At 47.0% G+C, this 26,125-nt stretch carries 28 protein-coding genes; 13 read left to right on the forward strand and 15 right to left on the reverse strand.

The features are described from left to right. The first annotated feature begins 34 nt into the window (after nucleotides 1–34). The 4 genes from HH196_RS00935 to HH196_RS00950 all read left to right on the forward strand — a co-directional run bounded on the left by HH196_RS00935 (nucleotide 35) and on the right by HH196_RS00950 (nucleotide 4,706). Entirely contained in the window at nucleotides 35–2,263 is a 2,229-nt protein-coding gene (locus HH196_RS00935) for a TRAP transporter permease (RefSeq protein ID WP_169450233.1), read from the forward strand. A 62-nt stretch (nucleotides 2,264–2,325) separates the two neighbouring features. Continuing rightward, nucleotides 2,326–3,393 (forward strand): tartrate dehydrogenase, encoded by a 1,068-nt coding sequence (locus HH196_RS00940; protein WP_169450234.1) that lies wholly within the window; start codon nucleotides 2,326–2,328, stop codon nucleotides 3,391–3,393. A 10-nt stretch (nucleotides 3,394–3,403) separates the two neighbouring features. Further along, nucleotides 3,404–3,805, forward strand: coding sequence for a hypothetical protein (locus HH196_RS00945; protein ID WP_169450235.1), 402 nt, complete (start codon nucleotides 3,404–3,406; stop codon nucleotides 3,803–3,805). Nucleotides 3,806–3,854: 49 nt separating this feature from the next. Then, nucleotides 3,855–4,706, forward strand: coding sequence for an oxaloacetate decarboxylase (locus HH196_RS00950; RefSeq protein WP_169450236.1), 852 nt, complete (start codon nucleotides 3,855–3,857; stop codon nucleotides 4,704–4,706). 69 nt (nucleotides 4,707–4,775) lie between these two features. Here the strand turns inward: HH196_RS00950 and purD are convergent, their stop codons facing one another. The 8 genes from purD to accB all read right to left on the reverse strand — a co-directional run bounded on the left by purD (nucleotide 4,776) and on the right by accB (nucleotide 12,629). After that, nucleotides 4,776–6,059 (reverse strand): phosphoribosylamine--glycine ligase, encoded by a 1,284-nt coding sequence (purD, locus tag HH196_RS00955; protein WP_169450237.1) that lies wholly within the window; start codon nucleotides 6,057–6,059, stop codon nucleotides 4,776–4,778. Nucleotides 6,060–6,080: 21 nt separating this feature from the next. Then, nucleotides 6,081–7,658: a bifunctional phosphoribosylaminoimidazolecarboxamide formyltransferase/IMP cyclohydrolase gene (gene purH, locus HH196_RS00960; protein WP_169450238.1), complete on the reverse strand. Its 1,578-nt coding sequence runs from the start codon at nucleotides 7,656–7,658 to the stop codon at nucleotides 6,081–6,083. A gap of 23 nt (nucleotides 7,659–7,681) precedes the next feature. Further along, on the reverse strand, nucleotides 7,682–7,951 hold the full coding sequence (gene fis, locus HH196_RS00965; RefSeq protein WP_169450239.1) for a DNA-binding transcriptional regulator Fis: 270 nt from the start codon (nucleotides 7,949–7,951) through the stop codon (nucleotides 7,682–7,684). Nucleotides 7,952–7,987: 36 nt separating this feature from the next. Further along, the gene (dusB, locus tag HH196_RS00970; protein ID WP_169450240.1) at nucleotides 7,988–8,962 is read right to left on the reverse strand and encodes a tRNA dihydrouridine synthase DusB; all 975 of its coding nucleotides are present in this window, start codon (nucleotides 8,960–8,962) and stop codon (nucleotides 7,988–7,990) included. Nucleotides 8,963–9,101: 139 nt separating this feature from the next. Next, a complete protein-coding gene (locus tag HH196_RS11535; RefSeq protein WP_248276867.1) occupies nucleotides 9,102–9,851 on the reverse strand; it encodes a DUF3426 domain-containing protein in 750 nt (249 codons plus the stop codon). A gap of 3 nt (nucleotides 9,852–9,854) precedes the next feature. Beyond that, the gene (gene prmA / locus HH196_RS00980) at nucleotides 9,855–10,745 is read right to left on the reverse strand and encodes a 50S ribosomal protein L11 methyltransferase (RefSeq protein ID WP_169450241.1); all 891 of its coding nucleotides are present in this window, start codon (nucleotides 10,743–10,745) and stop codon (nucleotides 9,855–9,857) included. A 61-nt stretch (nucleotides 10,746–10,806) separates the two neighbouring features. Then, entirely contained in the window at nucleotides 10,807–12,150 is a 1,344-nt protein-coding gene (accC, locus tag HH196_RS00985; protein ID WP_169450242.1) for an acetyl-CoA carboxylase biotin carboxylase subunit, read from the reverse strand. Between the two features lie 23 nt (nucleotides 12,151–12,173). After that, nucleotides 12,174–12,629: an acetyl-CoA carboxylase biotin carboxyl carrier protein gene (gene accB / locus HH196_RS00990; RefSeq protein ID WP_169450243.1), complete on the reverse strand. Its 456-nt coding sequence runs from the start codon at nucleotides 12,627–12,629 to the stop codon at nucleotides 12,174–12,176. Between the two features lie 317 nt (nucleotides 12,630–12,946). On the opposite strand from accB, the gene HH196_RS00995 reads away from it, so the two are divergent. Both HH196_RS00995 and HH196_RS01000 read left to right on the forward strand, forming a co-directional pair. Then, a complete protein-coding gene (locus HH196_RS00995; protein ID WP_169450244.1) occupies nucleotides 12,947–13,990 on the forward strand; it encodes a DUF2333 family protein in 1,044 nt (347 codons plus the stop codon). Between the two features lie 2 nt (nucleotides 13,991–13,992). Next, a complete protein-coding gene (locus HH196_RS01000) occupies nucleotides 13,993–14,760 on the forward strand; it encodes a ParA family protein (protein WP_169450245.1) in 768 nt (255 codons plus the stop codon). Between the two features lie 46 nt (nucleotides 14,761–14,806). Here HH196_RS01000 and HH196_RS01005 read toward each other — a convergent pair whose 3' ends face one another. From HH196_RS01005 to HH196_RS01015, 3 genes are all read right to left on the reverse strand, one after another. Further along, a complete protein-coding gene (locus tag HH196_RS01005) occupies nucleotides 14,807–15,367 on the reverse strand; it encodes a hypoxanthine-guanine phosphoribosyltransferase (RefSeq protein WP_169450246.1) in 561 nt (186 codons plus the stop codon). Between the two features lie 103 nt (nucleotides 15,368–15,470). After that, the gene (ppa, locus tag HH196_RS01010) at nucleotides 15,471–16,004 is read right to left on the reverse strand and encodes an inorganic diphosphatase (RefSeq protein ID WP_169450247.1); all 534 of its coding nucleotides are present in this window, start codon (nucleotides 16,002–16,004) and stop codon (nucleotides 15,471–15,473) included. Nucleotides 16,005–16,085: 81 nt separating this feature from the next. Next, a complete protein-coding gene (locus HH196_RS01015; protein ID WP_169450248.1) occupies nucleotides 16,086–17,066 on the reverse strand; it encodes a class 1 fructose-bisphosphatase in 981 nt (326 codons plus the stop codon). A 144-nt stretch (nucleotides 17,067–17,210) separates the two neighbouring features. Between HH196_RS01015 and mpl the strand changes: the two genes are divergently transcribed. From mpl to HH196_RS01040, 5 genes are read left to right on the forward strand one after another with little or no spacing between them, the layout of a single operon-like run. Then, on the forward strand, nucleotides 17,211–18,587 hold the full coding sequence (mpl, locus tag HH196_RS01020) for a UDP-N-acetylmuramate:L-alanyl-gamma-D-glutamyl-meso-diaminopimelate ligase (RefSeq protein ID WP_169450249.1): 1,377 nt from the start codon (nucleotides 17,211–17,213) through the stop codon (nucleotides 18,585–18,587). Beyond that, nucleotides 18,587–19,210, forward strand: coding sequence for a flavin prenyltransferase UbiX (locus tag HH196_RS01025; protein ID WP_169450250.1), 624 nt, complete (start codon nucleotides 18,587–18,589; stop codon nucleotides 19,208–19,210). The genes mpl and HH196_RS01025 overlap by 1 nt, the downstream gene beginning before the upstream one ends. A gap of 15 nt (nucleotides 19,211–19,225) precedes the next feature. Then, nucleotides 19,226–19,915 (forward strand): tRNA (adenosine(37)-N6)-threonylcarbamoyltransferase complex dimerization subunit type 1 TsaB, encoded by a 690-nt coding sequence (gene tsaB, locus HH196_RS01030; RefSeq protein ID WP_169450251.1) that lies wholly within the window; start codon nucleotides 19,226–19,228, stop codon nucleotides 19,913–19,915. Further along, on the forward strand, nucleotides 19,912–20,721 hold the full coding sequence (locus HH196_RS01035; protein WP_169450252.1) for an undecaprenyl-diphosphate phosphatase: 810 nt from the start codon (nucleotides 19,912–19,914) through the stop codon (nucleotides 20,719–20,721). Before tsaB ends, HH196_RS01035 begins: the two co-directional genes overlap by 4 nt. Beyond that, nucleotides 20,718–21,485: a class I SAM-dependent methyltransferase gene (locus HH196_RS01040; RefSeq protein WP_169450253.1), complete on the forward strand. Its 768-nt coding sequence runs from the start codon at nucleotides 20,718–20,720 to the stop codon at nucleotides 21,483–21,485. Before HH196_RS01035 ends, HH196_RS01040 begins: the two co-directional genes overlap by 4 nt. Here the strand turns inward: HH196_RS01040 and HH196_RS01045 are convergent. Continuing rightward, complete coding sequence (locus HH196_RS01045) at nucleotides 21,482–21,688, reverse strand: SlyX family protein (RefSeq protein ID WP_169450254.1); 207 nt, start codon at nucleotides 21,686–21,688, stop codon at nucleotides 21,482–21,484. The genes HH196_RS01040 and HH196_RS01045 overlap by 4 nt on opposite strands. 133 nt (nucleotides 21,689–21,821) lie before the next feature. Between HH196_RS01045 and HH196_RS11610 the strand changes: the two genes are divergently transcribed. Together HH196_RS11610 and HH196_RS01055 are read left to right on the forward strand one after the other, a co-directional pair. Then, nucleotides 21,822–22,250, forward strand: coding sequence for a cold-shock protein (locus HH196_RS11610; RefSeq protein WP_305791997.1), 429 nt, complete (start codon nucleotides 21,822–21,824; stop codon nucleotides 22,248–22,250). 113 nt (nucleotides 22,251–22,363) lie between these two features. Beyond that, nucleotides 22,364–23,050: a hypothetical protein gene (locus tag HH196_RS01055; protein ID WP_169450255.1), complete on the forward strand. Its 687-nt coding sequence runs from the start codon at nucleotides 22,364–22,366 to the stop codon at nucleotides 23,048–23,050. Here HH196_RS01055 and HH196_RS01060 read toward each other — a convergent pair. From HH196_RS01060 to gatB, 3 genes are all read right to left on the reverse strand, one after another. After that, entirely contained in the window at nucleotides 23,013–23,174 is a 162-nt protein-coding gene (locus HH196_RS01060; protein WP_169450256.1) for an oxidoreductase-like domain-containing protein, read from the reverse strand. The genes HH196_RS01055 and HH196_RS01060 overlap by 38 nt on opposite strands. Nucleotides 23,175–23,193: 19 nt before the next feature. Next, entirely contained in the window at nucleotides 23,194–24,561 is a 1,368-nt protein-coding gene (locus tag HH196_RS01065) for an FAD-binding oxidoreductase (RefSeq protein ID WP_169450257.1), read from the reverse strand. Nucleotides 24,562–24,663: 102 nt separating this feature from the next. Beyond that, nucleotides 24,664–26,118, reverse strand: a complete 1,455-nt coding sequence (gene gatB, locus HH196_RS01070) for an Asp-tRNA(Asn)/Glu-tRNA(Gln) amidotransferase subunit GatB (protein WP_169450258.1) — start codon at nucleotides 26,116–26,118, stop codon at nucleotides 24,664–24,666. Between the last annotated feature and the right edge of the window lie 7 nt (nucleotides 26,119–26,125).

Raw genomic sequence — 26,125 nt, forward strand, 5'->3', positions numbered from 1 at the left:
CTTGGTCGATATTGTTCGACGTGAAGGTTTAGCCATGACTGATAAGAATAACGCTCTCCCAGACGATGATCATATGATTGCTCACGGTGTCGATGATGAACCCGTAGAATCGAATCGTCGAATTTATACTGGAAAATCGTTCCAATTTGTTACGTTTGCAGCTGTTATTTATGCTGCATTCCATATGCTGGCACTTAATGGTGTTGGGATTAAAGCTCTTACAGGTGGATTGGTTGATATACCATTCTTACCAGATTTCCCAATTGAAACTTGGAATTTCCGTATTGCCCACGTAGCGGGTGCACTGATTCTTGGCTTCTTGATGTTCTCTTCAACTAGATTCCCTGAAGAGGGGGAGAAGTCTAACAAGGGCGTTAGATTTTTAGCATACCCTCTGCTTGTTAGCGCATTGTTTTCGCTTGGTATGGCTTTGTACTTCGCTTGGGAAATTGCTTCTGGAACCATGTGGAACGGAATCGACAAGGGTATTCGTTTTAACGAAATTTGGTTATTTGGTACTCCACTATGGATTGCTACAGCTGGATCAATTCTCCTCTCATGGTTCGATCGTCAAAGTCGTGGTCGATTTGCGCCACATGACTTTGTGTTGGTTGTTTGTTGTCTTGCAGTTGCAACTTACCTAATCACTATTTATGGCACTTTAATGCGCAACTCAACAGGTACTGCCTTTGCTCCTGTGGGTATATCTATGGCTGCTGTAGCAGGTACGGCTCTGATTATGGAGCTTACACGCCGAGTTGCGGGTTTGGCACTTGTTGCGATCGCTTCAGTATTCCTGGTTTATGTATTTATTGGTGAGTTCCTACCTGGCTTCCTAACTTCGCCTCCTATTTCGTGGGAGCGCTTCTTTAGTCAGGTATATACCGATGCTGGCGTACTTGGGCCAACGACATCAGTATCTTCAACGTACATCATTCTCTTTATCATTTTTGCTGCTTTTCTTCAGGCATCAAAAGTGGGTGATTACTTCGTTAACTTCGCTTTCGCAGCTGCAGGTAAGGCTCGTGGCGGTCCAGCTAAAGTGGCAATTTTTGCCTCTGGTCTAATGGGTATGATCAACGGGACATCAGCAGGTAACGTTGTTGCGACTGGATCTCTTACTATCCCGCTAATGAAAAAGGTTGGATATCACAAGAACACCGCAGGTGCGATTGAAGCGGCGGCATCTACTGGCGGTCAGATTATGCCTCCGATTATGGGTGCGGGTGCATTCATCATGGCAGAGGTAACTGGTATTCCTTACTCGGATATCGCAATCGCTGCTGTTATCCCAGCCATTTTGTACTTCGTTTCAATCTACTTCATGGTGGATTTTGAAGCAGCCAAAATGGGTATGAAGGGTATGCGTGAAGATGAGCTGCCAAAAGTGGCTAAGCTGGCTAAGCAAGCCTACCTATTCCTTCCTATCTTAATCCTGATAGTTGCTTTGTTCATGGGTTACTCTGTTATTCGTGCGGGTACTCTTGCAACAGCTGCTGCTGCCGTTGTGAGTTGGTTCTCTCCATACAGAATGGACCTCAAGCGAATCTATAGTGCATTTGAAATTGCAGGGCACATGTCTATTCAGATCATCGCTGTCTGTGCATGTGCAGGCATTATTGTGGGTGTTATCTCACTTACAGGTGTTGGTGCTCGCTTCTCAAATGTTCTTCTAAGCCTCGCTGATGCATCACAATTGCTAGCCTTGTTCTTTGCAATGTGTATTGCGATCTTATTAGGTATGGGTATGCCAACTACCGCCGCTTATGCAGTGGCTGCTTCAGTAGTTGCACCTGGCTTAGTTGATTTGGGTATCCCACTGCTGACAGCACACTTCTTTGTGTTCTATTTCGCAGTTGTGTCTGCAATTACTCCTCCTGTAGCACTAGCGTCCTTTGCAGCAGCAGGTATTTCTGGTTCGAATCCGCTTCAGACATCTGTAGCGTCATTCAAAATCGGTATTGCAGCGTTTGTTGTACCATTCATGTTCTTCTACAACTCAACTTTGCTAATGGAAGGTGAGTGGCTACATGTACTGCGTTCTGGTACGACTGCAATTGTAGGAATATTCCTTCTTGCTGCAGCTGTGCAAGGCTGGTTTATCGGAGCACGTGCAAATAACTTCTACCGCATACTTTTAGTAGCCGCAGCATTTATGATGATTTCAGGTGGTCTTATGACCGACCTAATCGGAGTGGCAATAGCAGTTGGAGTTGTGTTGCTACAGCGAGCTACTCGCGACCGAAATCAAGCAGTCGCTTAATCAAAGTCGTCTTTAGGACCTCGGTCTTAAAGACGACTCTCCCCAACTAAAAGGCAGATTTTATGGCTTTTCGTATAGCAATAATTCCTGGCGATGGCATCGGTAAAGAAGTAATACCCGAAGGTATTAAAGCTCTGAACGCTATTTCAGAAAAATATGACGTGATATTTGAGTTTCAGTCATTCGAATTCTCTTCATGTGAATATTATTTGAAACATGGAAAGATGCTTCCAGATGATTGGAAGGAAATACTTTCAGGTTTTGATGCAATCTTTTTTGGGGCTGTGGGTTGGCCTGAAGCAGTTCCTGATCACATCTCATTATGGGGATCTCTTCTTAAATTCAGACGAGAGTTTGATCAATACGTTTGCCTTCGACCTGTCAGGTTGATGCCTGGAGTGGTATCACCATTGGCGGGCAGGAAGGTGGGTGATATTGATTTCTACGTTGTTCGTGAAAATAGTGAGGGCGAATACTCCAGTGTTGGTGGTGTTCTATATGAAGGGACTGATCATGAGACGGTGCTGCAGGAATCCATTTTCACTAAGCGAGGAGTAAACAGAATTCTCAGTTACGCCTACGAATTAGCGATGAAACGAGAGAAAAAGCATGTAACTTCTGCAACCAAATCTAACGGGATCTTTCACTCCATGCCATTCTGGGATCGGTGTGTAGAGGAGTTTGCAGAAATCTATCCTGAGATCACAACGGATAAATATCATATCGACATTTTAGCGGCACAATTTGTAATGAACCCTCAGCGTTTTGATGTGGTGGTGGCTTCAAATTTGTTTGGAGATATCCTTTCAGATTTAGGTCCAGCTTGTACGGGCACAATAGGAATTGCCCCGTCGGCCAATATTAATCCTGAACGTGATTTTCCGTCCTTATTTGAACCAGTACATGGTTCAGCTCCTGATATTTATGGGCTCGGAATTGCCAACCCTATTGGTCAAATCTGGAGTGGCGCGATGATGCTTGATCATTTAGGGCTGCCAGAAGCTGCCGCAGATGTAGTTACGGCAATAGAGCAGTGTTTAGTGAATGGAATTAAAACCCCTGATCTTGGTGGTACATCCACAACACAAGAAGTCGGATCAGCAATAGCTGAAACGATTAAATCTATATAGGAAGGTCAACGTGTCTACATATCCAAATATAAATAACAAAAAGAATTGGATTGGGTTAGTGAATAGTCTGAGTTCAGTCAACCTCAATGTGATAGAAGTAAATATCACTATGGGCTCAATGCACTTGCTTGGTCAGAATCCAGCTAATATGCACACTTCAAATATTTATGATTTGATTATGGAACTAGAGGGAGACTTAAGATCATCATTTAGTGATTTCTTAATGTCGCAAAGTTCTGTTCTCGAACTTCGAGTATGCTCAGATGAAACTGATTTTAGGAATGTGTATCTAAAACTAACATCAACTAATTCTTTTGAGATTAAAGGTTTTCAAAAAAATCTGTTAATAATCGAAGATGTAACTGATAAAAAAGAAGCAGAGCTAGATGCGCTACAGATGGCTTGTTGCTAACAATATTTCTAAAATGTAATACCTATTTGACGGACATGGAGCGTTCTAAATGACCAATTTTTCCCGCTTAGTTAATAGCATCGATGGTTATGAGCTCTTGGCTTCTTCATACAATCCCATCGTTGCAAGAATGGCACGTGATACTGGTTTTACATTCGGCATGATTGGTGGCTCGATTGCTTCAATGAGCACAATTGCAGCTCCTGACTTAATGCTCCTCACCTCAACTGAATTAACCGATCTTGTTAGAAGAACTTGTCAGGCGTCAGATCTAAAGATTGTCGTAGATGGTGATGGTGGTTACGGGAATGCGTTAAATGTTATTCGTACTGTTCGTGACTTGCAGATGGCTGGAGCTACAGCAGTTACTCTGGAAGATACATTGCTACCCATCACATATGAGCAAAATGGTGTTCGTGTCATATCGATTGAAGAACAAGTTAACAAGCTTAAAGCAGCATTAGACACTCGACTTGATGATTCTTTTGGAATCATAGCTCGCACCCAAGTCCTTCCCAATGACTCAAGTGAATCAATAGCATCACGTGTGGGGCAATATGCTTCTACTGGGGTGGACATGATGTGTATAGCTGGCAGTGTTAATTCAGAGCAGCTTAGGGTTATTGCGGAAGCATCCAATAAGCCCATTATGATGATTACTTACGGACAATCATTTGATTTCACGGATGATTTTTTGAATGAGGTTCAAGTTAAATTTTTGCTAACAGGACACACTCCATTTGAGAATGCGATGATCGCAAGTTACAACGCGTTGGTAGACCTGGCGGGCATCGGCGAGCATGTTTCGCGTGATGGATATGCCCAGTTTATTCGTAAATATATTGATCAGGATAGATACGGAAGTGCTACTGAGAAGTATATGAACATAAAGGCTAAGTGACGGCTTTGTGCCGATATGAGACAAAAAAGGAGAGCATTTGCTCTCCTTTTGTTTTACCTGGTTAGGTGTTTACGCTTTTTCGCGGGCGATCGCTCTGTAAGCGATATCGGTGCGGAAGTAGGCGTCTTTCCAGCTTACTTGCTTTAGAAGTTCGTAAGCACGAGCTTGTGCGTCTGTCACTGTGTCGCCAAGTGCGGTCACACAAAGAACACGACCGCCGGCTGTCACAACATCATCACCATTTAAGGCTGTGCCTGCATGGAAGATTTTGCTATCAGCTGGAAGGGACGCAGGAAGTGAAATCACATCCCCTTTATTGTAGTCGCCAGGGTAGCCGCCTGCAGCCATAACAACACCAATTGATGGGCGTGGATCCCATTTAGCTGTGGTTTTATCTAGCTCGCCACGAAGGGCTGCTTCGCAAAGTTCAACAATGCTCGACTGAAGACGCATCATGATAGGTTGCGTCTCTGGGTCACCAAAGCGGCAGTTGTACTCAATCACTTTAGGTGTGCCATCGGCAGAAATCATGAGGCCTGCATATAGGAAGCCAGTGTATCGGTTACCTTCTGCAGCCATACCGCGAACGGTTGGGTAGATCACTTCGTCCATGATGCGCTGGTCGATTTCTGACGTTACGACTGGAGCAGGGGAGTAAGCTCCCATACCGCCGGTGTTAAGGCCAGTATCGCCATCACCCACACGTTTGTGGTCTTGGCTGGTTGCCATTGGAAGTACGTTTTCGCCATCGACCATGACAATGAAAGATGCTTCCTCTCCATCAAGGAACTCTTCGATAACAACACGGCTACCAGCATCGCCAAAGGCGTTGCCAGCTAGCATGTCTTTAACAGCATCTTCAGCCTCTTGCAGTGTCATCGCAACGATAACGCCTTTACCAGCTGCAAGACCGTCGGCTTTAACAACGATTGGTGCGCCTTTCTCACGAAGGTAGGCCAGTGCTGGCTCGATCTCTGTGAAGTTTTGGTACTCTGCAGTTGGAATCTGCTGGCGTGCTAGGAAGTCTTTAGTAAACGCTTTAGACCCTTCAAGCTGTGCAGCGCCCGCTGATGGGCCGAAAATTGCTAGACCTTCTGATTGGAAGTAATCCACTACACCATCTACAAGAGGTGCTTCAGGACCTACGATGGTCAAAGCAACGCCATTCTCTTTGGCGAAGTTGGCCAGTGCAACTTTGTCCATGACATCGATAGCGACGTTTTCAATACCAGCTTCAATCGCTGTGCCTGCATTTCCTGGAGCAACAAAGACAGTATTTACACGTGCATCTTTAGCAGCGCTCCAAGCTAGAGCATGTTCACGGCCACCTGAGCCAATCACTAGAATATTCATATCGTTTAATCCCTTTAACGCTTAGTGGCGGAAGTGGCGCATGCCAGTGAATACCATCGCCATGCCATGCTCATCAGCAGCATCGATAACCTCTTGGTCACGCATTGAACCGCCTGGCTGGATAACGGCTTTGATACCCGCTTCAGCTGCTGAATCGATACCGTCACGGAATGGGAAGAATGCATCAGATGCCATCACTGAACCAGCAACCTGAAGGCCTTCGTCATCTGCTTTAATACCAGCAATTTTCGCCGAGTATACGCGGCTCATCTGGCCTGCACCGATACCGATAGTCTGGCCATCACGTGCGTATACAATTGCATTCGACTTAACGAACTTAGCAACTTCCCAGCAGAATAGTAGATCACGGATCTCCGCTTCAGTCGGCTGGCGCTTAGTGACGATCTTAAGATCTGATGCGCCAACCATGCCAAGATCACGGTCCTGAACAAGAAGACCGCCATTAACGCGTTTGTAGTCGAAAGCAGCGCCAGGTTGTGCTGCAAACTCACCACACTCAAGTAGGCGGACATTCGGCTTAGCTGCAACGATGTCAGAGGCTTCTGCAGTGACTTTAGGTGCAATGATTACTTCAACAAACTGACGGTCAACAATCGCTTTAGCTGTGTTGGCATCTAATTCACGGTTGAACGCGATAATGCCGCCAAATGCTGAGGTTGGGTCTGTCTGGAATGCGCGGTTATACGCTTCAAGAATGTCGCCACCAATAGATACGCCACATGGGTTCGCGTGTTTCACGATTACACAAGCTGGCTCTTTGAAAGATTTAACACACTCAAGTGCTGCATCTGTATCAGCCACGTTGTTGTAAGAGAGTTCTTTACCCTGCAGCTGGCGAGCAGTTGATACGCTCGCTTCCGTTGCGTTCTCTTCAACGTAGAAAGCAGCGCGCTGATGCGGGTTTTCGCCGTAGCGCATATCCTGAACTTTAACGAACTGTGTGTTGAAGGTGCGTGGGAATGTCTCTGGCTCTTCAACGCCAACACGAGCACCAAGGTAGTTAGCGATCATGCCGTCATATGCAGCTGTGTGTTCAAATGCTTTAACTGCAAGGTCGAAACGAGTTGCGTAAGTTAGACCCTGGTTCGATTTTAGCTCAGCAACAATTGAGTCGTAGTCCGATGCGTTAACCACAATCGCTACATCTTTATGGTTTTTAGCAGCAGAACGAACCATAGTCGGGCCGCCGATATCGATGTTTTCGATCGCCATAGGTAGGTCACAATCTGGACGAGCTACCGTTGCTGCAAATGGGTAGAGGTTAACAACAACCATATCGATTGGATCAATACCATGTTCAGCCATTACAGCATCGTCAGTGCCACGACGACCAAGAATACCGCCGTGTACTTTTGGATGTAGCGTCTTCACACGACCCGCCATCATCTCTGGGAAGCCTGTGTAGTCAGAGACTTCAGTCGCGGCGATTCCCTCATCGCAAAGAAGCTTGTAGGTACCGCCGGTAGAGAGAATCTCAACACCGATTGATACCAATTCGCGAGCAAACTCAACGATACCAGTTTTATCAGATACGCTGATCAGAGCGCGGCGAACAGGGGAGAATGTTTGGTTAGACATTTTCAGTTCCATGCAAAGGGGATTTAAAGAAGACCGTACTGTTTAAGTTTTTTGCGAAGAGTGCCGCGGTTAAGGCCGAGCATCTCAGAGGCGCGTGTTTGGTTGTCACGGGTGTAGCGCATCACAGCTTCAAAAAGAGGCGCTTCAACCTCGTTTAATACCATCTGGTAAACGTCAGTGGCGTGTTGACCATCTAGAGTTTTAAAGTAGCTGTTTAGTGACTCCTCAACGCTGTCGCGAAGGCGGGTTGATGCTACTGGTGATGCTGCTGGTGTTGACTCTTCGAATTGCATTACTTCTCTACTACTCACTTCAGATTTACCTTGTACTTAAGCTGCTTGGTAGCGGTTGAAATAGGCTTCAATCGCATCAAGCTGAGCTTGCGGTGTTTCTAGTTGATTAAAATTGTTTCTAAACTCACGACCCGCTGGGTCCGATTGCAAATACCAGCCCAGATGTTTACGGGCAATACGAACTCCCATGACGTCTCCATAAAAGTTATGGAGTTCGAGGATGTGCTTGCGAAGAATAGCGAATACTTCATCCTGGGAAGGCGAGGGTAATAGCTCGCCTGTTCGCAGGTAGTGATCAATCTCACGGATCAACCAGGGTCTACCCTGTGCAGCACGGCCTATCATCACGGCATCTGCGCCAGTGATATCTAGGACCTGTTTTGCCTTCTCAGGGGAGGTGATGTCACCATTTGCGATCAATGGAATCGATATCTGATCACGAACCTGTTTAATGGTTTGATACTCTGCATCACCAAGATATTTGTCAGCGCGGGTGCGGCCATGGATTGTCAGTGCGGCTATGCCTGCTTGCTCTGCAATCTTTGCGACTGTGACAGCGTTTCTATTCTCTGGAGACCAGCCGGTACGAATCTTTAAGGTGACAGGTAGATCAACTGCGTCGACAACCGCGTAGAGGATCTCCTCAACAAGCGCTTCGTCTTTCAGAAGTGCAGAACCAGCCGCTTTATTGCACACTTTTTTAGCAGGGCAACCCATGTTGATATCGATGATTTGGGCGCCGCGTTCAGCATTTAATCGTGCTGCCGTTGCCATCATTTCAGGATCGCCACCAGCAATTTGCACGGCGCGTGGTTCAGCTTCACCTTGATGGTTTAAGCGGTAGCTCGACTTTTTAGTGTGCCATAGTGATGGGTCTGATGTGACCATCTCGGAAAAGACCAAGCCTGCTCCAAGTTCACGACACAACTGTCGGAACGGACGATCGGTAACCCCGGCCATAGGTGCCAGTGCAACTCGTGTGTCGAGATTGTAGGGGCCGATCTTGAGCATCAAAAACCTGTCTCTTTTCGCATGTTTAGTGAAACATGCGGGTGTTTGAAAGGGGCGTAATGATACTCTTCTGAGCCTCCCCCTCCAAGGTTTTTTTGAATAAAAAATGATCAATTTGCCGTTGACAGCGGCTCAAATATCAGCGTGTTTTGGGTTCTGCTAACGCTGCTTGGTAGCTAGCAATTGCATCCGCTGGTTTGGTGACAGATAGCTCTATCTCCAGAGGTAGTTTGGATCTCAGTGTTTTGCTGTAAGAGTCGCTCATGTATTCATCAGGTTCATAGGTGCGACGGCTTATCAGATTACCCTGAAGGTTTTTGAAACTGAGCTCTAGGGCTGGGTAGGGCTGATCAAAGGCGGAGCTGTTCTCTACCCTCACTCTTACCTCTAGCATCTCTGAATAGCGGGGGTGGTCTCGGACGATTGTGTCTGAAACCTCAAGAAGTTTCAGTCCCTCTTTTGAGGAAAGCTGACAATCCACTTGGTCACATAGGTGCCAGTAGATGGGTCTAAGTCTGATCTCATTAGCTAGTGTAGCTCTCTCAAACCATAGGTACTGCCCGGCAAGGAGAAGGACTGAACTGGCGATAAGTAAAATCAACATCGCTGAAATAATTGGGGAGGGTGAAGATTTATATTCGCGATGCAGAAGTATCGGCTCTGCCTTAAGTAATGGCGTGCTTTCGATAGGCTCATTCGCTAATTCTGCCGAAATATCTGTCAGTTCAGTTTCAGTAATTTTGGCTGCAATATCGGTTACTACTTCAGGGTTTTGCGCATTAAAAACAGTTAAACAGTGCCCACAGCGAACTTTTCCTTTCGCCAGTCTCAGTTGACCATCTGTCACCCTAAAGGTGGTTTGGCAAGCGGGGCACTCGGTAACTTGCATCGATTATCTCTTGGTACCTGAAAGTCTTATCCAGTCATCTTTTTGAGCGGCTGGTTCCATATCGAACCACTCTGAGTATGTCGTTAGCAGTGCTTCAGCCTGTTCAAAAAGTAGGCCTGAAAGCACGATCTTTCCACCTGATTTAACCAGTTTGGCAAGGCTTGGGGCAAGCTCTTTGAGCGGGCCTGCAAGGATATTGGCGATAACCAGATCAACCGCCTCAGCTTTAAAATCTTCTGGGAAGAATACGGGCATCTTATCAAGTGAAAGATTGTTTCTACCTAGGTTATCTTTGGTTGCTTGTAGCGCTTGTGGGTCAATATCAACGCCAGATACGTTTGTTGCTCCCAATAGAATAGAGGCGATGCCAAGAATACCGCTGCCGCAACCGTAATCGATTACAGAACGCCCTGTAAGAGGCTCTGTAGCCAACCACTCCAAACAGAGTGCTGTTGTTGGGTGGGTGCCAGTACCAAACGCCAGGCCTGGATCTAGCATTAGATTGACAGCGTTGCTATCTGGAACATCACACCAGCTTGGACAGACCCAAAAGTTAGGGCCGAACTGCATTGGGTGGTAATGGGTCATCCACTCACGCTCCCAATCCTTATCTTCAAGAATCTCAGCTTTAAAGTGGGTCTTCTCACCTGAACTGATCTGCTCTTTTGCCTGGTTCAGAAGTGCGAGAGTCTCTTCAAGATCGTGTTCAGCAGCAAATAGACCGGTAATGGTTGTCTCTGACCAGAGGGGTGTAGTCCCTAACTCAGGCTCAAATATTGGTTGGTCTTTTGCATCTTGATAGGTAACAGCAGCACAGCCGGCAGCGAGTAATAGGTCTTCGTATTGCTCTGCGACATCGGGTGAGGTGGTTACATTTATCTGAAGCCAAGGCATAGTTTTGTCCAGTAAGTAAAGATAGAAAAGCCCGCTACTGCGGGCTTTTTCAGTGCGGCTATTATAGCCCTAATTTCTTCTCGAGGTAGTGGATGTTAACACCGCCTGCTTCGAAGTGGGTATCACGCATGATGTCATGGTGAAGAGGGATATTGGTGCGGATACCATCAATAACCATCTCATCAAGAGCATTGCGCATACGTTGCATTGCTACGGCACGATCTTCACCGTATGTGATCAATTTAGCGATCAACGAATCGTAGTGAGGAGGTACGGTGTAGCCAGCATATAGATGCGAATCTACGCGGATACCATTGCCGCCAGGTGCATGGAAGTTATTCACTTTACCTGGTGATGGCATAAATGTTTTTGGATCTTCAGCGTTGATACGACACTCAAAGGCGTGGCCTTGGAGTTTCACATCTTCCTGTTTAATTGAAAGTGGAAGACCTGATGCAATACGTAGCTGCTCTTTTACGATATCGACGCCAGTAACCATCTCTGTCACTGGGTGCTCTACCTGAACTCGAGTGTTCATCTCGATGAAGTAGAAGCCGCCATCTTCGTATAGGAACTCGAAGGTACCAGCGCCGCGGTAACCGATCTCAATACACGCATCGACACAAGCCTGAAGCACTTTAGCGCGCGCTTCTGGATCTAGATGTGGTGCAGGTGCCTCTTCTACAACCTTCTGGTGACGACGCTGTAGTGAGCAGTCGCGATCGTAAAGGTGGATAGCGTTACCCTGACCGTCGGCAAGTACTTGAATCTCTACGTGGCGAGGTTTCTCAAGGAACTTCTCCATGTAGACAGTGTCGTCGCCAAAGGCTGCTTTCGCTTCAGACTTGGTTACCTGAACTGCGTTAACGAGGTGAGCTTCAGTATGAACAACGCGCATACCACGACCACCGCCGCCTGCAGCAGCTTTGATGATGACCGGGAAGCCGATACGTTGCGCAATCTTGTGAAGCGCTTCGTTATCGTTCTCTGGTAGTGGGCCGTCAGAACCTGGCACGGTAGGTACACCGGCTTTCTTCATCGCTTCGATTGCAGAAACTTTGTCACCCATCAGGCGAATAGTATCTGGACGAGGGCCAATGAAAGTGAAGCCAGAACGCTCAACCTGCTCGGCAAAGTTAGCGTTTTCTGCAAGGAAACCATAACCAGGGTGAATACCAACAGAATCTGTAACTTCTGCAGCAGCAATGATTGATGGAATGTTTAAGTAGCTCTGCGCAGATGAAGCAGGGCCGATACATACGGCTTCGTCAGCAAGACGAACGTGCATAAGGTCACGGTCTGCTTGCGAGTGAACAGCTACTGTTTTAATGCCTAGCTCTTTACAAGCTCGCATTATTCGCAAGGCGATTTCGCCTCGGTTTGCGATGAGGACTTTATCCAGCATGATGGAAGATCCTTTCTTGAAAGTTAGGCAATTACAACGAGTGGCTGATCAAATTCAACCGGCTGACCATCTTCAACAAGAATGGCTTCGATAACACCTGATTTATCAGCTTCGATCTGGTTCATCATCTTCATCGCTTCCACGATGCAGATAACGTCACCTGCTTTAACTGTTTTGCCTACTTCGATGAATGAAGGAGCGCTTGGAGCAGGTGAGCGGTAGAAGGTGCCGACCATTGGAGAGTTAACTGTGTGGCCTGCGATTGCTGCTGGCGCTGCTTCTACTGCTGCTGGAGCTGCCGCTGGAGCAGGTGCCGCTGCAGGTGCTGCATATTGAGCTGGAGCCATCATTGGAGCAGCCATTGCTACTGAACCACCGCGGCTAATGCGTACAGATTCTTCGCCCTCTTTGATCTCAATTTCGTTGATGTTTGACTCTTCAAGAAGCTCGATCAATTTTTTTACTTTGCGAATATCCATGTGTTCCCCCGGTAAAGCGCTGAAACTGCTAACTTGTGGCTAATTTAGCGCTATATGTTGTGAAATTGCGTTTAAAACACTGCTAATTAAACTGTTGGTTAGTTTGCAATAAATGCAGCCGTTTTGTCTAGTTAGTTAGTCGAGTAAAATCGCTATTTTCTGGTATTTAGGCAGTTTTTGCCGACAATTTCCGCTAATTTGGTTAATTAATGTCCAAATTCTTATGGTGCCTAAATTATGCTGGTGAATAGTCTAATTGACCGCTGTTTAAAGATTGTTCATAGTGCAGTGCAGCATAATGTTTTGTGAGGTTTTTTATGCGTTCTATTTACCGTGCGTTTATTGATTTTTTGGATCGTATCACCAGCTCTAAAGGCGGTGTCATCGCTAAGGTTGCGCTATCTCTATTTACCCTCTATCTAGTTGGTGCAGTTATTGTCGGTATCTACTGGAGTTGGACGCCTGATATCTACTCTGTGAAAGCTGATACAGATGCTAAGTTGAGTGCGCAAAACCAGACTACAGTTGTCGGAAGTTACACGACCGGTACGTTAATTACGTTGACTGAAACGCTTTTGGATAAGCAGGGCGGCTATCTATCAAACGACCGTTTCCCACCTGGGTTATGGCTAGATAATGTCCCTAACTGGGAGTTTGGTGTATTGGTTCAGATTCGTGATTTGAGCCGTGCAATGCGTAAGACGCTGAGCCGTTCGCAATCGCAATCGACTGAGCAGGCTGATCTAGCAAGTGCTGAACCTAAACTCCATTTTGATAACAACTCATGGCTGATCCCTTCAACTGAGAGTGAGTACCGTGATGCACTGATCCATTTAAAGGCTTATCAGTTGGCTTTAGCTAAGCAAGATGAGTCGCAGGCGCAATTCTATGCCCGTGCAGACAATCTAAAAGATTGGCTGGGAGATGTTTCAACTCGCTTAGGGAGCCTCTCACAAAGATTGAGTGCAAGTGTAGGGCAGCGTCGCATCAATACAGATTTGGCTGGTACAGAAGCTGCTGCACAATCTACTTCAACTGCGGCTGAGATTGAGATTCAAACACCTTGGCTTGAGATCGATAACGTGTTCTATGAAGCGCGTGGTACGGCATGGGCGTTAATTCATATCTTAAAAGCGGTTGAACTCGATTTTGCGCAAAGTCTGGAGCGTAAAAACGCAGTGGCAAGTTTGCGACAGATTATTAGAGAACTAGAGGCGACTCAGGCAACTATTTGGAGCCCTATGATTCTCAATGGGACAGAATTCGGTCTATTGGCTAACCACTCGTTAGTCATGGCTTCTTATATATCGCGTGCAAATGCGGCAATCATTGATCTTCGCGATCTACTTTCGCAGGGGTAATTATGCGTAGAGTTGTATTTAACCAAAAGGGTGGTGTAGGTAAATCGAGTATTACGGTTAACCTCGCTGCCATTAGTGCAAATAGGGGGCAGAAAACCCTCGTCATCGATCTCGATCCGCAGTGTAACTCAACGCACTACTTGCTGGGCGATGATTCTGATAAGCCTGAGCTCGATATCTACAACTTCTTCGACTCGACATTGAGCTTTCAGCTCAACAAGGTTGCTGGCGCAGATTATTGCTACGCTACTCAGTTTAAAAACTTAGATATCATTCCAAGTAACCCCAACTTAGGTGACTTGCAGTCTAAGCTTGAGTCTAAGCATAAAATCTACAAGCTACGCGAACTGTTAGATGAACTTGCTGAGCAGTACGATGCAATCTATATCGATACTCCGCCGGCATTTAACTTCTTCTCGCTATCAGCGCTCTGTGCGGCGGATCGCTGTCTGATTCCATTTGATTGCGATGAGTTTGCTCGCCAGGCCCTATATAGCCTTCTCCATAATATACAGGAGACGCGGGAAGATCATAATGAGTCGTTGTTGTTGGAGGGAATTGTAGTGAACCAATTCCAGCCTCGGGCATCGTTACCGCAGAAGATTATCGATTCGTTAGTCGAGCAGGACCTTCCTGTGCTGCAGAGTAAAATCCCAGCATCAGTGAAGATGAAAGAGTCGCACATGGTGGCTAAGCCACTTATCAACTTTGCGCCTAAGCATAAGTTGACCGAATCCTTTGTTGATCTGTTCGATGAGTTATCTAAATAGCTGTAAGTTGATATAAAAACGCCCAGCTATTGCTGGGCGTTTATGTTTAAAGACCTTTGACTGCAAATATGCCTGGTGCGTTTCGCCAGTAGCCTTTGTAATCCAAGCCGTATCCGAAGATGTAGCGATCAGGAATTGTTAGGCCCGTGAAGGCTGCTTGCATTCCAGGTACTGCTTTGCGGTCGTGGATTTTATCGATAAGTACCACTGACTCGACGCTCTTAGCGCCGCCATCTTGTAGGTGCTTCATCACTTCGTGCAGGGTGTGGCCCTCATCAAGAATGTCATCTACGACTAGGACATCACGATCTTTGTAATCGATCATTGGTGGAACTTTCCACTCAAGTTCGTGACCTGAAGTGGTGTTTCGGTAGCGAGTAGCGTGCAGGTAACCAGCTTCAAGTGGGAAATTGAGGCGAGTTAAGAGCTGACCACAAATCACAAGCCCACCGTTCATAATCGTAAAGATGACAGGATCACGATCAGCATACTGCTCTGTGATCTCATTCGCTAATTTGGTGATGGCTGCATCAACCTCAGAATTAGAGAAAAGTAGATCGGCTTCGATGTATACGCGTTTGATCTCTTCTAGATTAGGGCGACTCATTTTGTGCTCCGGTCTTTAAAAGCTGACTAAGCAGGCAATTTTACCTGTTTAATTAAAAAAAGCCCGACCCACTTCAGCAGGCCGGGCTCTTTTTAAGTGTTATTTATTTAGCGGCTTCGTATGCTGCTGCAGATTTCATGATTGCATCACGAGCTGCTGCTGCATCTGACCAGCCTTCAACTTTAACCCACTTACCTTTTTCAAGTTTCTTGTAGTTCTCGAAGAAGTGAGAGATCTGATTTTTAAGAAGATCAGATAGGTCGTTAACGTCGTGGATGTCGTTGTAAGCCTGGCTTAGTTTCTCGTGAGGAACTGCAACTAGCTTAGCGTCTTCGCCAGCTTCGTCAGTCATGTTCAAGATGCCAACTGGACGACAACGGATTACAGAACCAGTCATTACAGGGTGTGGTGTAAGAACTAGAACGTCTAGTGGGTCACCATCGTCTGCAAGTGTGTTGTTTACGTAGCCGTAGTTCGCTGGGTAGAACATTGGTGCAGCCATGAAACGGTCAACGAAGATTGAATCAGAATCTTTGTCGATCTCGTATTTTACTGGAGAGCTCTCTGCTGGAATCTCGATAATTACGTAGATGTCGTTTGGCAGATCCTTACCTGCTGGTACTTTTTCAAAGCTCATGCTTAGTCCCTGTTAAAAGTTAACAAAAATATTTGCGCGCATTATATGCACATTTTGCGTTAAGCGGAATTCGACTTAGCGCTAGTTTTTCTTACCTTCGCGGTGGTAGGCCTTTAGGGTCTCTACCTCCTTAATTGAGCCTAGAGCAACGGAAACGCGCTGGTGAATATGCTCTGGCTGAACGTCTAGAATGTCGTCGTAGCAAGTGGTTGCGCCACCGCCGGCTTGTTCAATTAGAAGGCTCATTGGGTTGCCTTCATACATCAGACGAAGTTTGCCTGGTTTAGACGGGTCACGGTTATCCCAAGGATAAGTAAAGATACCGCCTCGGGTTAGGACACGGTGAACTTCAGCCACCATTGATGCTACCCAACGCATGTTGTAGTTCTTTTCACGAGGACCTTCGGCTCCAGCAATTAGGTCGTCAATGTAGGACTGCATCGCTGGCTCCCAGAAACGGCGGTTTGACATGTTGATGGCAAACTCAGAGGTCTCTTTAGGGATGGTGACGTTCTCTTCAGTAAGAATGAAGTCGCCAGTGTGGGCCAGCGTGAACATGTTCACGCCTTTGCCTGTGGTGAGTGCAAGCACTGCAGATGGACCGTAGAGAACATAACCGGCAGCAATCTGTTTGCGGCCTGACTGTAGAAACTCTTCTGTCTCTTGTTTCGCCCAAGGTTTAGGCGCTTCAATGATTGAGAAGATGGTACCTACAGATACGTTAATATCGATATTCGATGAGCCATCCAGAGGGTCGAAGGTCACTAGAAAACGACCGTCGCGATCACCCCATACCGGCTCATCTTCCTCTTCTGATGCAACGCCACGCACCAGACGGTTATCTAGAAGTACCTTTTTAATGATATCGTTCGACACGATATCCAGTTTTTTCTGAGTCTCACCTTGTACATTGGTGAGTGTGCTTGTGCCGAGTACGCCAGCGAGTGCGCCTTCACGAAGTTGAAGGGCAACCTCTTTACAGGCAATCATCAATACTTCGATAACCTCGACTAGGTCATCATCCGTTTTGTTGTGTTTCAAGAAAGAGCTTAGTAGCTGCATATTCAGCGCCTCGGATAGCTTAGAATAAAAAAGAGAACCAAATTATAGGCAAATTGGTGACTTTTTGCATTTGCGTAATGGAAAATTACTTTAAAATTACCAATAGTTTGATGAAATTACAGAATTCAACGAAGAGATAGCAAAGTGCACATTCATTTTCTCGGTATTTGCGGCACATTCATGGGGTCCCTTGCGATCTTGGCGAGAGAGCTTGGTAATAAGGTGACCGGCTCAGATCTTCATGTCTATCCTCCAATGAGCACTCAACTGATTGATGCGGGCATTGAGATCATTGAGGGGTATGCCCCATCGCAACTCGATAGCAAACCTGATCTGGTTATCGTTGGTAATGCGATGTCGCGAGGTAACCCTTGCGTTGAAGCGGTTCTGGAACGTGGTATCCACTACACATCTGGTCCGCAATGGTTGCACGATCACCTTCTACAGGATCGATGGGTGTTGGCGGTTTCAGGCACACATGGCAAAACTACAACCGCTACCATGTTGGCTTGGATTCTAGAGTATGCCGGAATGAAACCGGGGTTCTTGATTGGTGGTGTGCCGCTCAATTTTGACTGTTCAGCTCGCTTGGGTGAAACGGACTTTTTCGTTATTGAGGCGGATGAATACGACACAGCCTTCTTTGATAAGCGCTCTAAGTTTGTTCACTACGCACCTCGAACATTGGTGATTAACAACCTTGAATTTGATCATGCTGACATCTTTGATGATCTTGCAGCGATTCAAAGACAGTTCCACCACCTAATGCGACTTCTCCCTCCCTCAGGGCTTGCTATCTATCCGGATGAGCAGGTATCGGTTCAAACAGTGATTGAACAGGGTGCTTGGTCTTCTCTGCAGAAAACTCATGCTGTTAAGGGGCAGGATGGTGGCTGGTTATCCGCGTTGAATAACGCGGGGGATCGATTTGAGATCGGCTTGAGCGAAGCGGGTGAGGTGGTTGATCAAGCAGTTGTCGAGTGGTCACTAAGTGGTGAGCATAATCAGCGTAATGCCCTGCATGCAGCTCTTGCCGCACGCCATGTCGGTATACCCTTTGCTACCTCTGCTGAAGCCTTGTGTAAATTTCAAAGCGTCAAGCGTCGCATGGAGTATTTGGGTGAGTTTGGCGGTGTGCATCTTTATGATGATTTTGCCCATCACCCAACTGCAATCGCCACTACGTTGGAAGGCATGCGCGCCAAGGTGGGATCTGATCGTTTATATGCAGTGATAGAACCCCGTTCCAATACGATGAAACGAGGTGTGTTTAAAGACTCATTAGCAGGATCTGTCGCTCAAGCTGATGCAGTATTCTGGTATCAGCCAAAGGATCAAAGCTGGTCTTTGCTGGATTCATTGTCCACCGCTGGTGATAATCAAAGTGTATTTGATGAACTAGAGCAGTTGATCAACAGAGTAGTCGTCTCGGTTGAGCCGGGGGCGCATGTGGTCATCATGTCTAATGGTGGCTTTGAGGGTGTCCATCAACGACTAGCGGATGCTTTTAAGGGGAAGTGATGTCTACTAAGTTCGAAAAAAGAGTTTCTCTCGCATTCACAGGAGCCTCGGGGCTGCAATATGGCTTGCGACTGTTAGAGGTTTTGCTGGCGCAAAATGTTCAGGTCTATTTGATGATCTCTAAAGCTGCGCAGGTTGTGGCAGCTGCAGAGACAGATCTTAATCTGCCAGGAACCCCTGAAGCGCAGCAGCAATATTTGGCCGAGCTTTATAATGCGCAGCCAGATCAGTTGAAGGTATTTGGTAAAGAGCAGTGGTTCGCGCCTGTCGCATCTGGCTCGGGTGCACCTTCTGAAATGGTGGTCTGTCCTTGTAGTACCGGTGCCTTGTCGGCTATTGCGACGGGAGCAAGTAACAACCTGATTGAGCGTGCTGCTGATGTGGCGCTTAAGGAACGTCGTAAATTGCTTTTGGTTCCACGTGAAGCCCCGTATTCGGAAATCCACCTGGAGCATATGTTGAAGCTGACGCGTATGGGCGCAGTTGTTATTCCAGCCTCTCCCGGTTTCTATAACAAGCCGCAAAGCGTGCAAGATATGATCGATTTTGTCGTTGCGAGAATTCTATCTCAGCTCAATATTGATCACAGTTTAATGCCTCGTTGGGGCGAAGATTTAGCCTGATTTTTAAGGATTTTTATGGCCAATATATTGGCACTGGATACATCGACGGATGCCTGCTCTGTTGCGTTACTTAAAGGTGAAACCGACTTTGTGAAATTTGAGATAGTTCCACGCCAGCATACCCAACGGCTTCTGCCGATGGTGGAGGAGCTGCTTACAGAAGCTGCAATCAAAGTTTCCGATTTGGATGTGATCGCATTTGGTCGAGGCCCTGGCTCCTTTGCTGGTATTCGCATCGCTGCTGGAGCTGCACAAGGGTTAGCGGTGGCTTTTGAAACCCCTATGGCCCCTCTGTCGACACTAGAGACACTGGCTTATCAGGCTTTGGCTATCTCTCCTGATAGTTCATATATTCTTGCGACCCTCGATGCTCGAATGGACGAGATCTACTCTGCACTTTATGCGGTTGAAAATGGCACGTTAGTTGCAGTAACCGATGAGATAGTTTGTGCTCCCTCGGCTTTAGAGCTGCCTGAGAGTGTCTCAGGCTGCTTTGCGGTCGGTGGTGGTATGAACTACTTCAGTGATCTTACTGCAAAGGTTCAAGGACAAATAGCTAAGCATGATGCGACCCTATATCCAGATGCGAAGCAGATGTTGAGTTTGGCTTTGCAAAAGTTTGATCAAAATTTAATCGTTCCACCTGAAGAGGCTCTGCCTGTTTACGTTCGTGAAGGCAGTTGGAAAAAAAGGAGTGAGCAGTGACGCTTACAGATTGGATACACACCGTACTTTTAGCTCTTATCCAGGGGCTTACAGAGTTTTTGCCTATTTCAAGCTCTGCTCATTTGATACTGCCGTCGCAACTCCTAGGTTGGGAAGATCAGGGATTAGCTTTTGATGTTGGTGTTCATGTGGGAACCCTTGTTGCGGTTTTGATCTATTTTAGACGTGAAGTTACCCAGATAACGATTGCATCTTTAGCCTCTTTAACGGGTAAGCGATCTGATGATGGGCGCCTTGGTTGGATGGTTGTCTTGGCAACCATTCCTGCAGTTGTAGCGGGTTTTCTACTTGGTGATCTGGTCGATCTTTACGGCCGTTCAATACTCGTCATTGCAGCGACCACTATTATCTTCGGTCTTCTTTTGGGGTGGGCTGATGCAACGAACCGTGCAACCCGAGTCATGCAAAGTTTGGGTTTGAAAGATGCTGTCATTATCGGTTTTGCTCAGGCTATTGCACTGATTCCCGGTACATCGCGTTCAGGTATCACGATTACTGCAGCTTTAGCTTTAGGCTTTGATCGCCAAAGCGCTGCTCGTTTTTCCTTTCTTCTATCGATTCCTGTCATTCTAGGCGCCGGTTTGCTGAAAAGTATGGAGTTGTTAGGTGCAGGTGCTGACGCTAATTGGCAAATGGTTGGTTCTGGAGCTGTTCTTGCTGCTCTAAGCGCCTGGGCGTGTATTCATATCTTCCTAGGTGTGCTTGATCGTGTCGGCATGAAGCCGTTTGTAATTTATCGATTGTTACTGGGCATCACACTGCTTGTTGTTTGGGCTTTGGGATGAAAATCGCTCTCCTCTGCAGTGATGATGATCTAGCTATTGAAGCAGAAGGGTTGGCACAAAGGCTTCAATTACCCCTTGTTTCAGTCGCTGAAGATTATGATTTTCTGCTAGAGGTGCAGGCCTCAGGTATTGGTCTAGTGCAAACAGGCCCTAAAGCGCCGGGTGCCGTGCGTGTAGATTTCGATTCAGGTGCCGTTGCTCACCGTCGCAAATTTGGTGGGGGTATGGGGCAGCAGATCGTCAAGGCTTGTGGTGTAAGCTCATCATTCAAACCCTATATTGCAGACCTAACTGCGGGTTTAGGACGTGATAGTTTTGTACTCGCAACAGTTGGTTGCAGAGTTCAAATGGTGGAGCGCTCTCCAATTGTACATACTCTATTAGAAGATGGTTTGCAGCGAGCATCTTCTACTGATGACTCCGAACTTGCAGAGATTATCGCTCGCATGTCTCTGCAGGCAGGGCAGGCGACTGACTTTTTGAGTAATACATCAGAGAAATTTGATGTGATCTATCTCGATCCGATGTTTCCGCACACTGATAAAAGCGCACAGGTTAAAAAAGAGATGCTCGCTTCTCGCTCTGTTGTAGGGGCTGATGAAGATAGCGCTGCTTTGCTTGAGGCTGCGCTGGCTGCTGACCCCTCGCGGATTGTCGTGAAACGTCCTCGCAAGGCTCCGGTTATTGAGGGGCCAAAACCCAGTTACTCGTTGGAAGGTAAGTCTGGGCGTTTTGATATCTACGCAAAACGTAAGCTGGGTTAATAGTGCGGTGGTGGCACATTAGCCTCTGGTGCTGCGCCTGAATTGTCACCATCTTTAATCTGTTCGTGCAGGATTTTGACCATCCGTTTTAGCTGATCTATCTCCTTGGCTTGTAGAGCAACCTCTTCGCTCAGTTTGTCGATGCTATCTTCCTGAAAAGCCACTCGAGCTTCTAAATCGTCTAATTGAGAGCTATTACTCATTGCAATCTCTAGTAAGTTGTTGAAAAAAATTAACTAATACGCTATATCTGACGTTCTTCTGAGCCAATAGTTTACGGCGAGGAAGAGTGTGCAACAGCAAAATAGTAAGAAAAAGTTTATAGGTGGTAAACCGGTGATTAAAAATATCATTATCAGTATTATTGCGGCAGCTGTCATTGCGGCAGCGGGTCACTTTTTTAAAGCTGAGTCTCATTACCTGCCAGTTCTGGCAGTTTCATTCATTACAGTGTTAGTTAGTACTATCATTGCAGGCTCTGGAGCGGGTTCATTCGGTGGCTCTTATTCAGGTGCGCGCGTTAATGGTGCTGATGAAGAAGATGATGTCGATGATGGTCGTGAAGTTGGAACAGTTAAATGGTTCAACGTAGCGAAAGGTTTTGGCTTCATTACACGTTCTAACGGCGATGATGTGTTTGTTCATTTCCGTAATATTCGTGGACGTGGTCATCGCTCTCTTAATGAAGGGCAACGTGTACGTTTTAATGTGCATGACAGTGATAAAGGTCTTCAAGCAGAAGACGTTTCTATTATTCGTCAGTAATTTTAGAAAATCACAAAAAGGCAGCTTCGGCTGCCTTTTTTGTCTCTGTTAAGTTTCAGTTCCCTATAATCTTCTAAGTGGTTTGTTACACTTTGCTGAGCGAGGTGAAAAATTTGAAATATCTTACGTTTGTAGTTTGGTCTCTGTTATCTGGCACGTTAGTCGCGGGCGAGTGTCACAATAGTTTTCTGACTTCAGCTGAAGGGAGTCACGACTTCAAGGTATCGTTCAACGGTATCTCGGGTAGTGGCGAGGTTGGATTAAAGCGTCAGAGTGACGGGAGCTATCTATTCAAGCAAGAGTTAGGTCTGCTTCTTGGTACCCTTAAAGTCGATAGCCGCTTGGAGCTCTCGAATGATCGCTTGACGCCTCTCTCTTATCGGGAGGAGCAGAAGGGGATGGGTAAGAAATTGACCACCATGACGTTTGCAGATGGCCGGGCGGACATTCAGCGTAAGGGGAAGAGCTACAGCTTTGATGTTCCCAGTCAGTTCCAAGATCAGTTGAGTCAAACACTACATTTGCAAATGACTACGGCCTGTTCGCCTGAGCTTACTCAAATTGAAATGAGTGTTGCCTCCCCTAAACGCCTCAAGCAGGTCACGTACCAGCGTAAAGAGGATGTGTCTTTATCCCAGCGGTATAACGGTTTAACGGCGCAGCAGTGGGTCTATGAAGAGGGCGAGACGCGGGATACGTTATTGCTGTTACCTGCGCTCAACAATCTCTTGGTGCTGCTTGAGCACCAAGATGAGGGTGATGTTACGCGTCTGGAGTTGAAGGAGTTGCCTCCGGGTTAAGCTTCTTCTGCTCGGCTTCATAAGCTTTGAAAGCCGCTAGCTCTTCGCTATAGGTATCCCATACGCAGGGCTCGCATCCGCTTTCGCAGCACTCGTAATCTGCAGGAGGGGTTGGCTTTTCCATCTTTGCTCCAGTGGATCTATTAGATAATTTTTCCTGGGTTTAGAATCCCTTTAGGGTCTAGTGCAGCCTTTATTGCTCGCATTACATCAAGCTCGGCATCTTGTCTGCTAAGATGGATGTAAGGTTTTTTGCTCAAGCCTATACCGTGCTCTGCTGATACTGATCCTTTGTACTTAGCAAGGATTGCATAGACAACCGTGTCGATCGCTTTCTTATCTTTAACCGGGCCGACACAGAAGTGAATGTTGCCATCACCTAAGTGACCAAAGGTGAGGCAGGTTGACTCTGGGAACTGCTCAGCTAGCGCTTCAGCCACTTCATTGGTATACGCTTCCATGTGACGTAGAGGTAGGCTGATGTCGTATGGGATTAGAGGGCTAAACGCAGCAACCATCGCCTCTATGTCATCACGCATCGCCCACAGTGCGTTCGCCTGTTGTGAGGTTTCTGCAATTACTGCATCGGCAATGACACCCTCTTCCATGAGCTCCCCAAGTACCTCGATAAATTGCTCTCGGCCTCGCTCCTCATCAACACACTCAGATTCTACCAATACATAGTAGGGGAGTGAGTCATCGACAAACTTTTGATGATTGCCCGTGTCATGCACCATAAATTTGTAGAAGCTGCTCCATAGTGCTTCAAATGCTGAGAGTTTGCCCTCTAAACGCTGCTTCAGCGCGTTCAAAAGCGTAAGCATCTGGTCAAAGCTCTCTACGCCAACTAATGCTGTTTGGCGAGCGGGTGCAGCCGGCCAAAGCCTTAAGACAGCGCGTGTGATGATCCCTAGTGTGCCTTCAGACCCAACAAAAATCTGTTTTAGGTCGTACCCCGTGTTGTCCTTGATGGTCTCTTTTAGATTGGTGAGAATGCGGCCGTCGGCAAGAACGACTTCAAGTCCAAGTACCTGGTCGCGCGCCATGCCGTAGCGAATAACTTTGTTACCACCTGCGTTTGCACCCAGCATGCCTGCAACCTGCGCTGAACCGCGTGCACCCCAATCAACGGCAAAAAGAAGGCCTTTCTCAGCAGCTGCATTTTGCAGATCTTCAATTACGACCCCTGCTTGCACAAGTGCGGTAGAACCTTTCTCATCGATAGATTCAATCGTTCGCATACGCTCAAGGGTTAGTACGAAATCACCCTCGGTCGCTTTGGTTGCATCAGCAAGGCCAGTCATACCCGCTTGCGGAATGATGGTTTGGCCAGCTTCATTACAGAGCGCCAGTACCTGCGAGAGCTCTTCCGTAGACGCTGGGCGAATAACTGCAGCAGCAGGGCAAGAGCCTTTGCTCCAGCTCTCGTTTGGGCGCTGTGCGACACGTTCGTCTGTTATTAATCCGTTATCGCCAACAATCGAATGTATCTTGCTTAGAAGTTCGCTCATGGAGTTTGCTCTTTAATGGGTAAATTTTAATTTTAGGGCAGTGTAGCTGGTTTGGTAAAACAAAAAAGCTCGGATCAACCGAGCTTTTTAAAGCTTATGCAATTAGTCGCAGAGAGCATCTAGTTTCTGTTTGAGCATGCCAGTTACCGCACCAGGGTTTGCCTTGCCGCCAGAAGCTTTCATGACCTGCCCCATAAAGAAGCCGATCATTTTGCCGCGTTTATCAGGTTCAGCCGCTTTGTACTGATCAACCTGAGGTGTACAGCTGGCAATGACGTCGTCGATGATCGACTCGAGTGCACCAGTGTCGGTCACCTGTTTCATGCCCTGGGCTTCTATTATCTCATCTGCAGTGCCGCCATCCTTCCACTGGATCTCAAACACCTTCTTAGCGATGTTACCAGAGATGGTGTTGTCCTTGATGCGCACTAGCGTGCCGCCAAGTTGTTCAGCGGTTACAGGACACTGTTCAATTGTTAGATCTTCAGCGTTTAGGTTTTTAGCTAGTTCGCCCATGACCCAGTTTGCAGCCAGTTTTGCATCTTCACAGACCTTAACAACCTCTTCGAAGTAGTCGGCCTGTGAGCGGTAGGCAGAGAGAACACCTGCATCGTACTCAGAGAGCCCATACTCGCTAACAAAACGCGCTTTGCGAGCGTCAGGTAGTTCAGGCAGTGTGGCGCGAATCGCTTCAACATATGCATCATCAACAACCACTGGCAGTAGATCTGGACAAGGGAAGTAACGGTAGTCGTTCGCATCCTCTTTAGATCGCAAACTGCGTGTCTCGTTTTTATCTGGGTCGTAGAGACGTGTCTCTTGAACGACCTTGCCGCCATCTTCGATTAGATCGATCTGGCGTGCTACTTCTGTATCGATAGCACGCTCAATAAAACGGAACGAGTTGATGTTTTTAAGCTCTGTACGCGTACCTAAGGTCTCACTTCCTTTAGGGCGAATTGAGACGTTACAGTCACAGCGCATCGAACCTTCCGCCATGTTGCCATCACAAATACCAAGGGTAGTGACGATTGCATGGATTTTACGTGCATACTCTGCCGCCTCTTTCGAGGTACGCATGTCAGGTTCTGATACGATTTCAACTAGCGGCGTTCCCGCACGGTTTAGATCTATCCCAGATTGACCATGAAAATCTTCGTGAAGCGATTTACCAGCATCCTCTTCAAGGTGTGCATGGTGAATGCGGACGCGACGCGGGCCGCTCTCTTCGGTCTCAATATCTACATAACCTGCTCCTACGACCGGCGCTTCCAGCTGTGTTGTCTGGTAGCCCTTAGGCAGGTCAGGGTAGAAGTAGTTTTTGCGCTCAAATACAGCACGTTTACCAATCTCCGCGTTGATCGCAAGGCCAAACATGATCGCCATGCGCTGAGCACCTTCATTGAAGACGGGCAGGGTGCCTGGAAGTGCTAAGTCAACGGCGCAAGCTTGAGTGTTTGGCTCTGCACCAAATGCAGTGCTAGCACCTGAAAATATTTTTGTGTTGGTCGCGAGTTGAACGTGAATCTCAAGACCGATAACTGTTTCCCATTCCATATCGCTC

The sequence above is a fragment of the Marinobacterium sp. LSUCC0821 genome (assembly GCF_012848475.1).
Lineage (GTDB): Bacteria > Pseudomonadota > Gammaproteobacteria > Pseudomonadales > Balneatricaceae > Marinobacterium_E.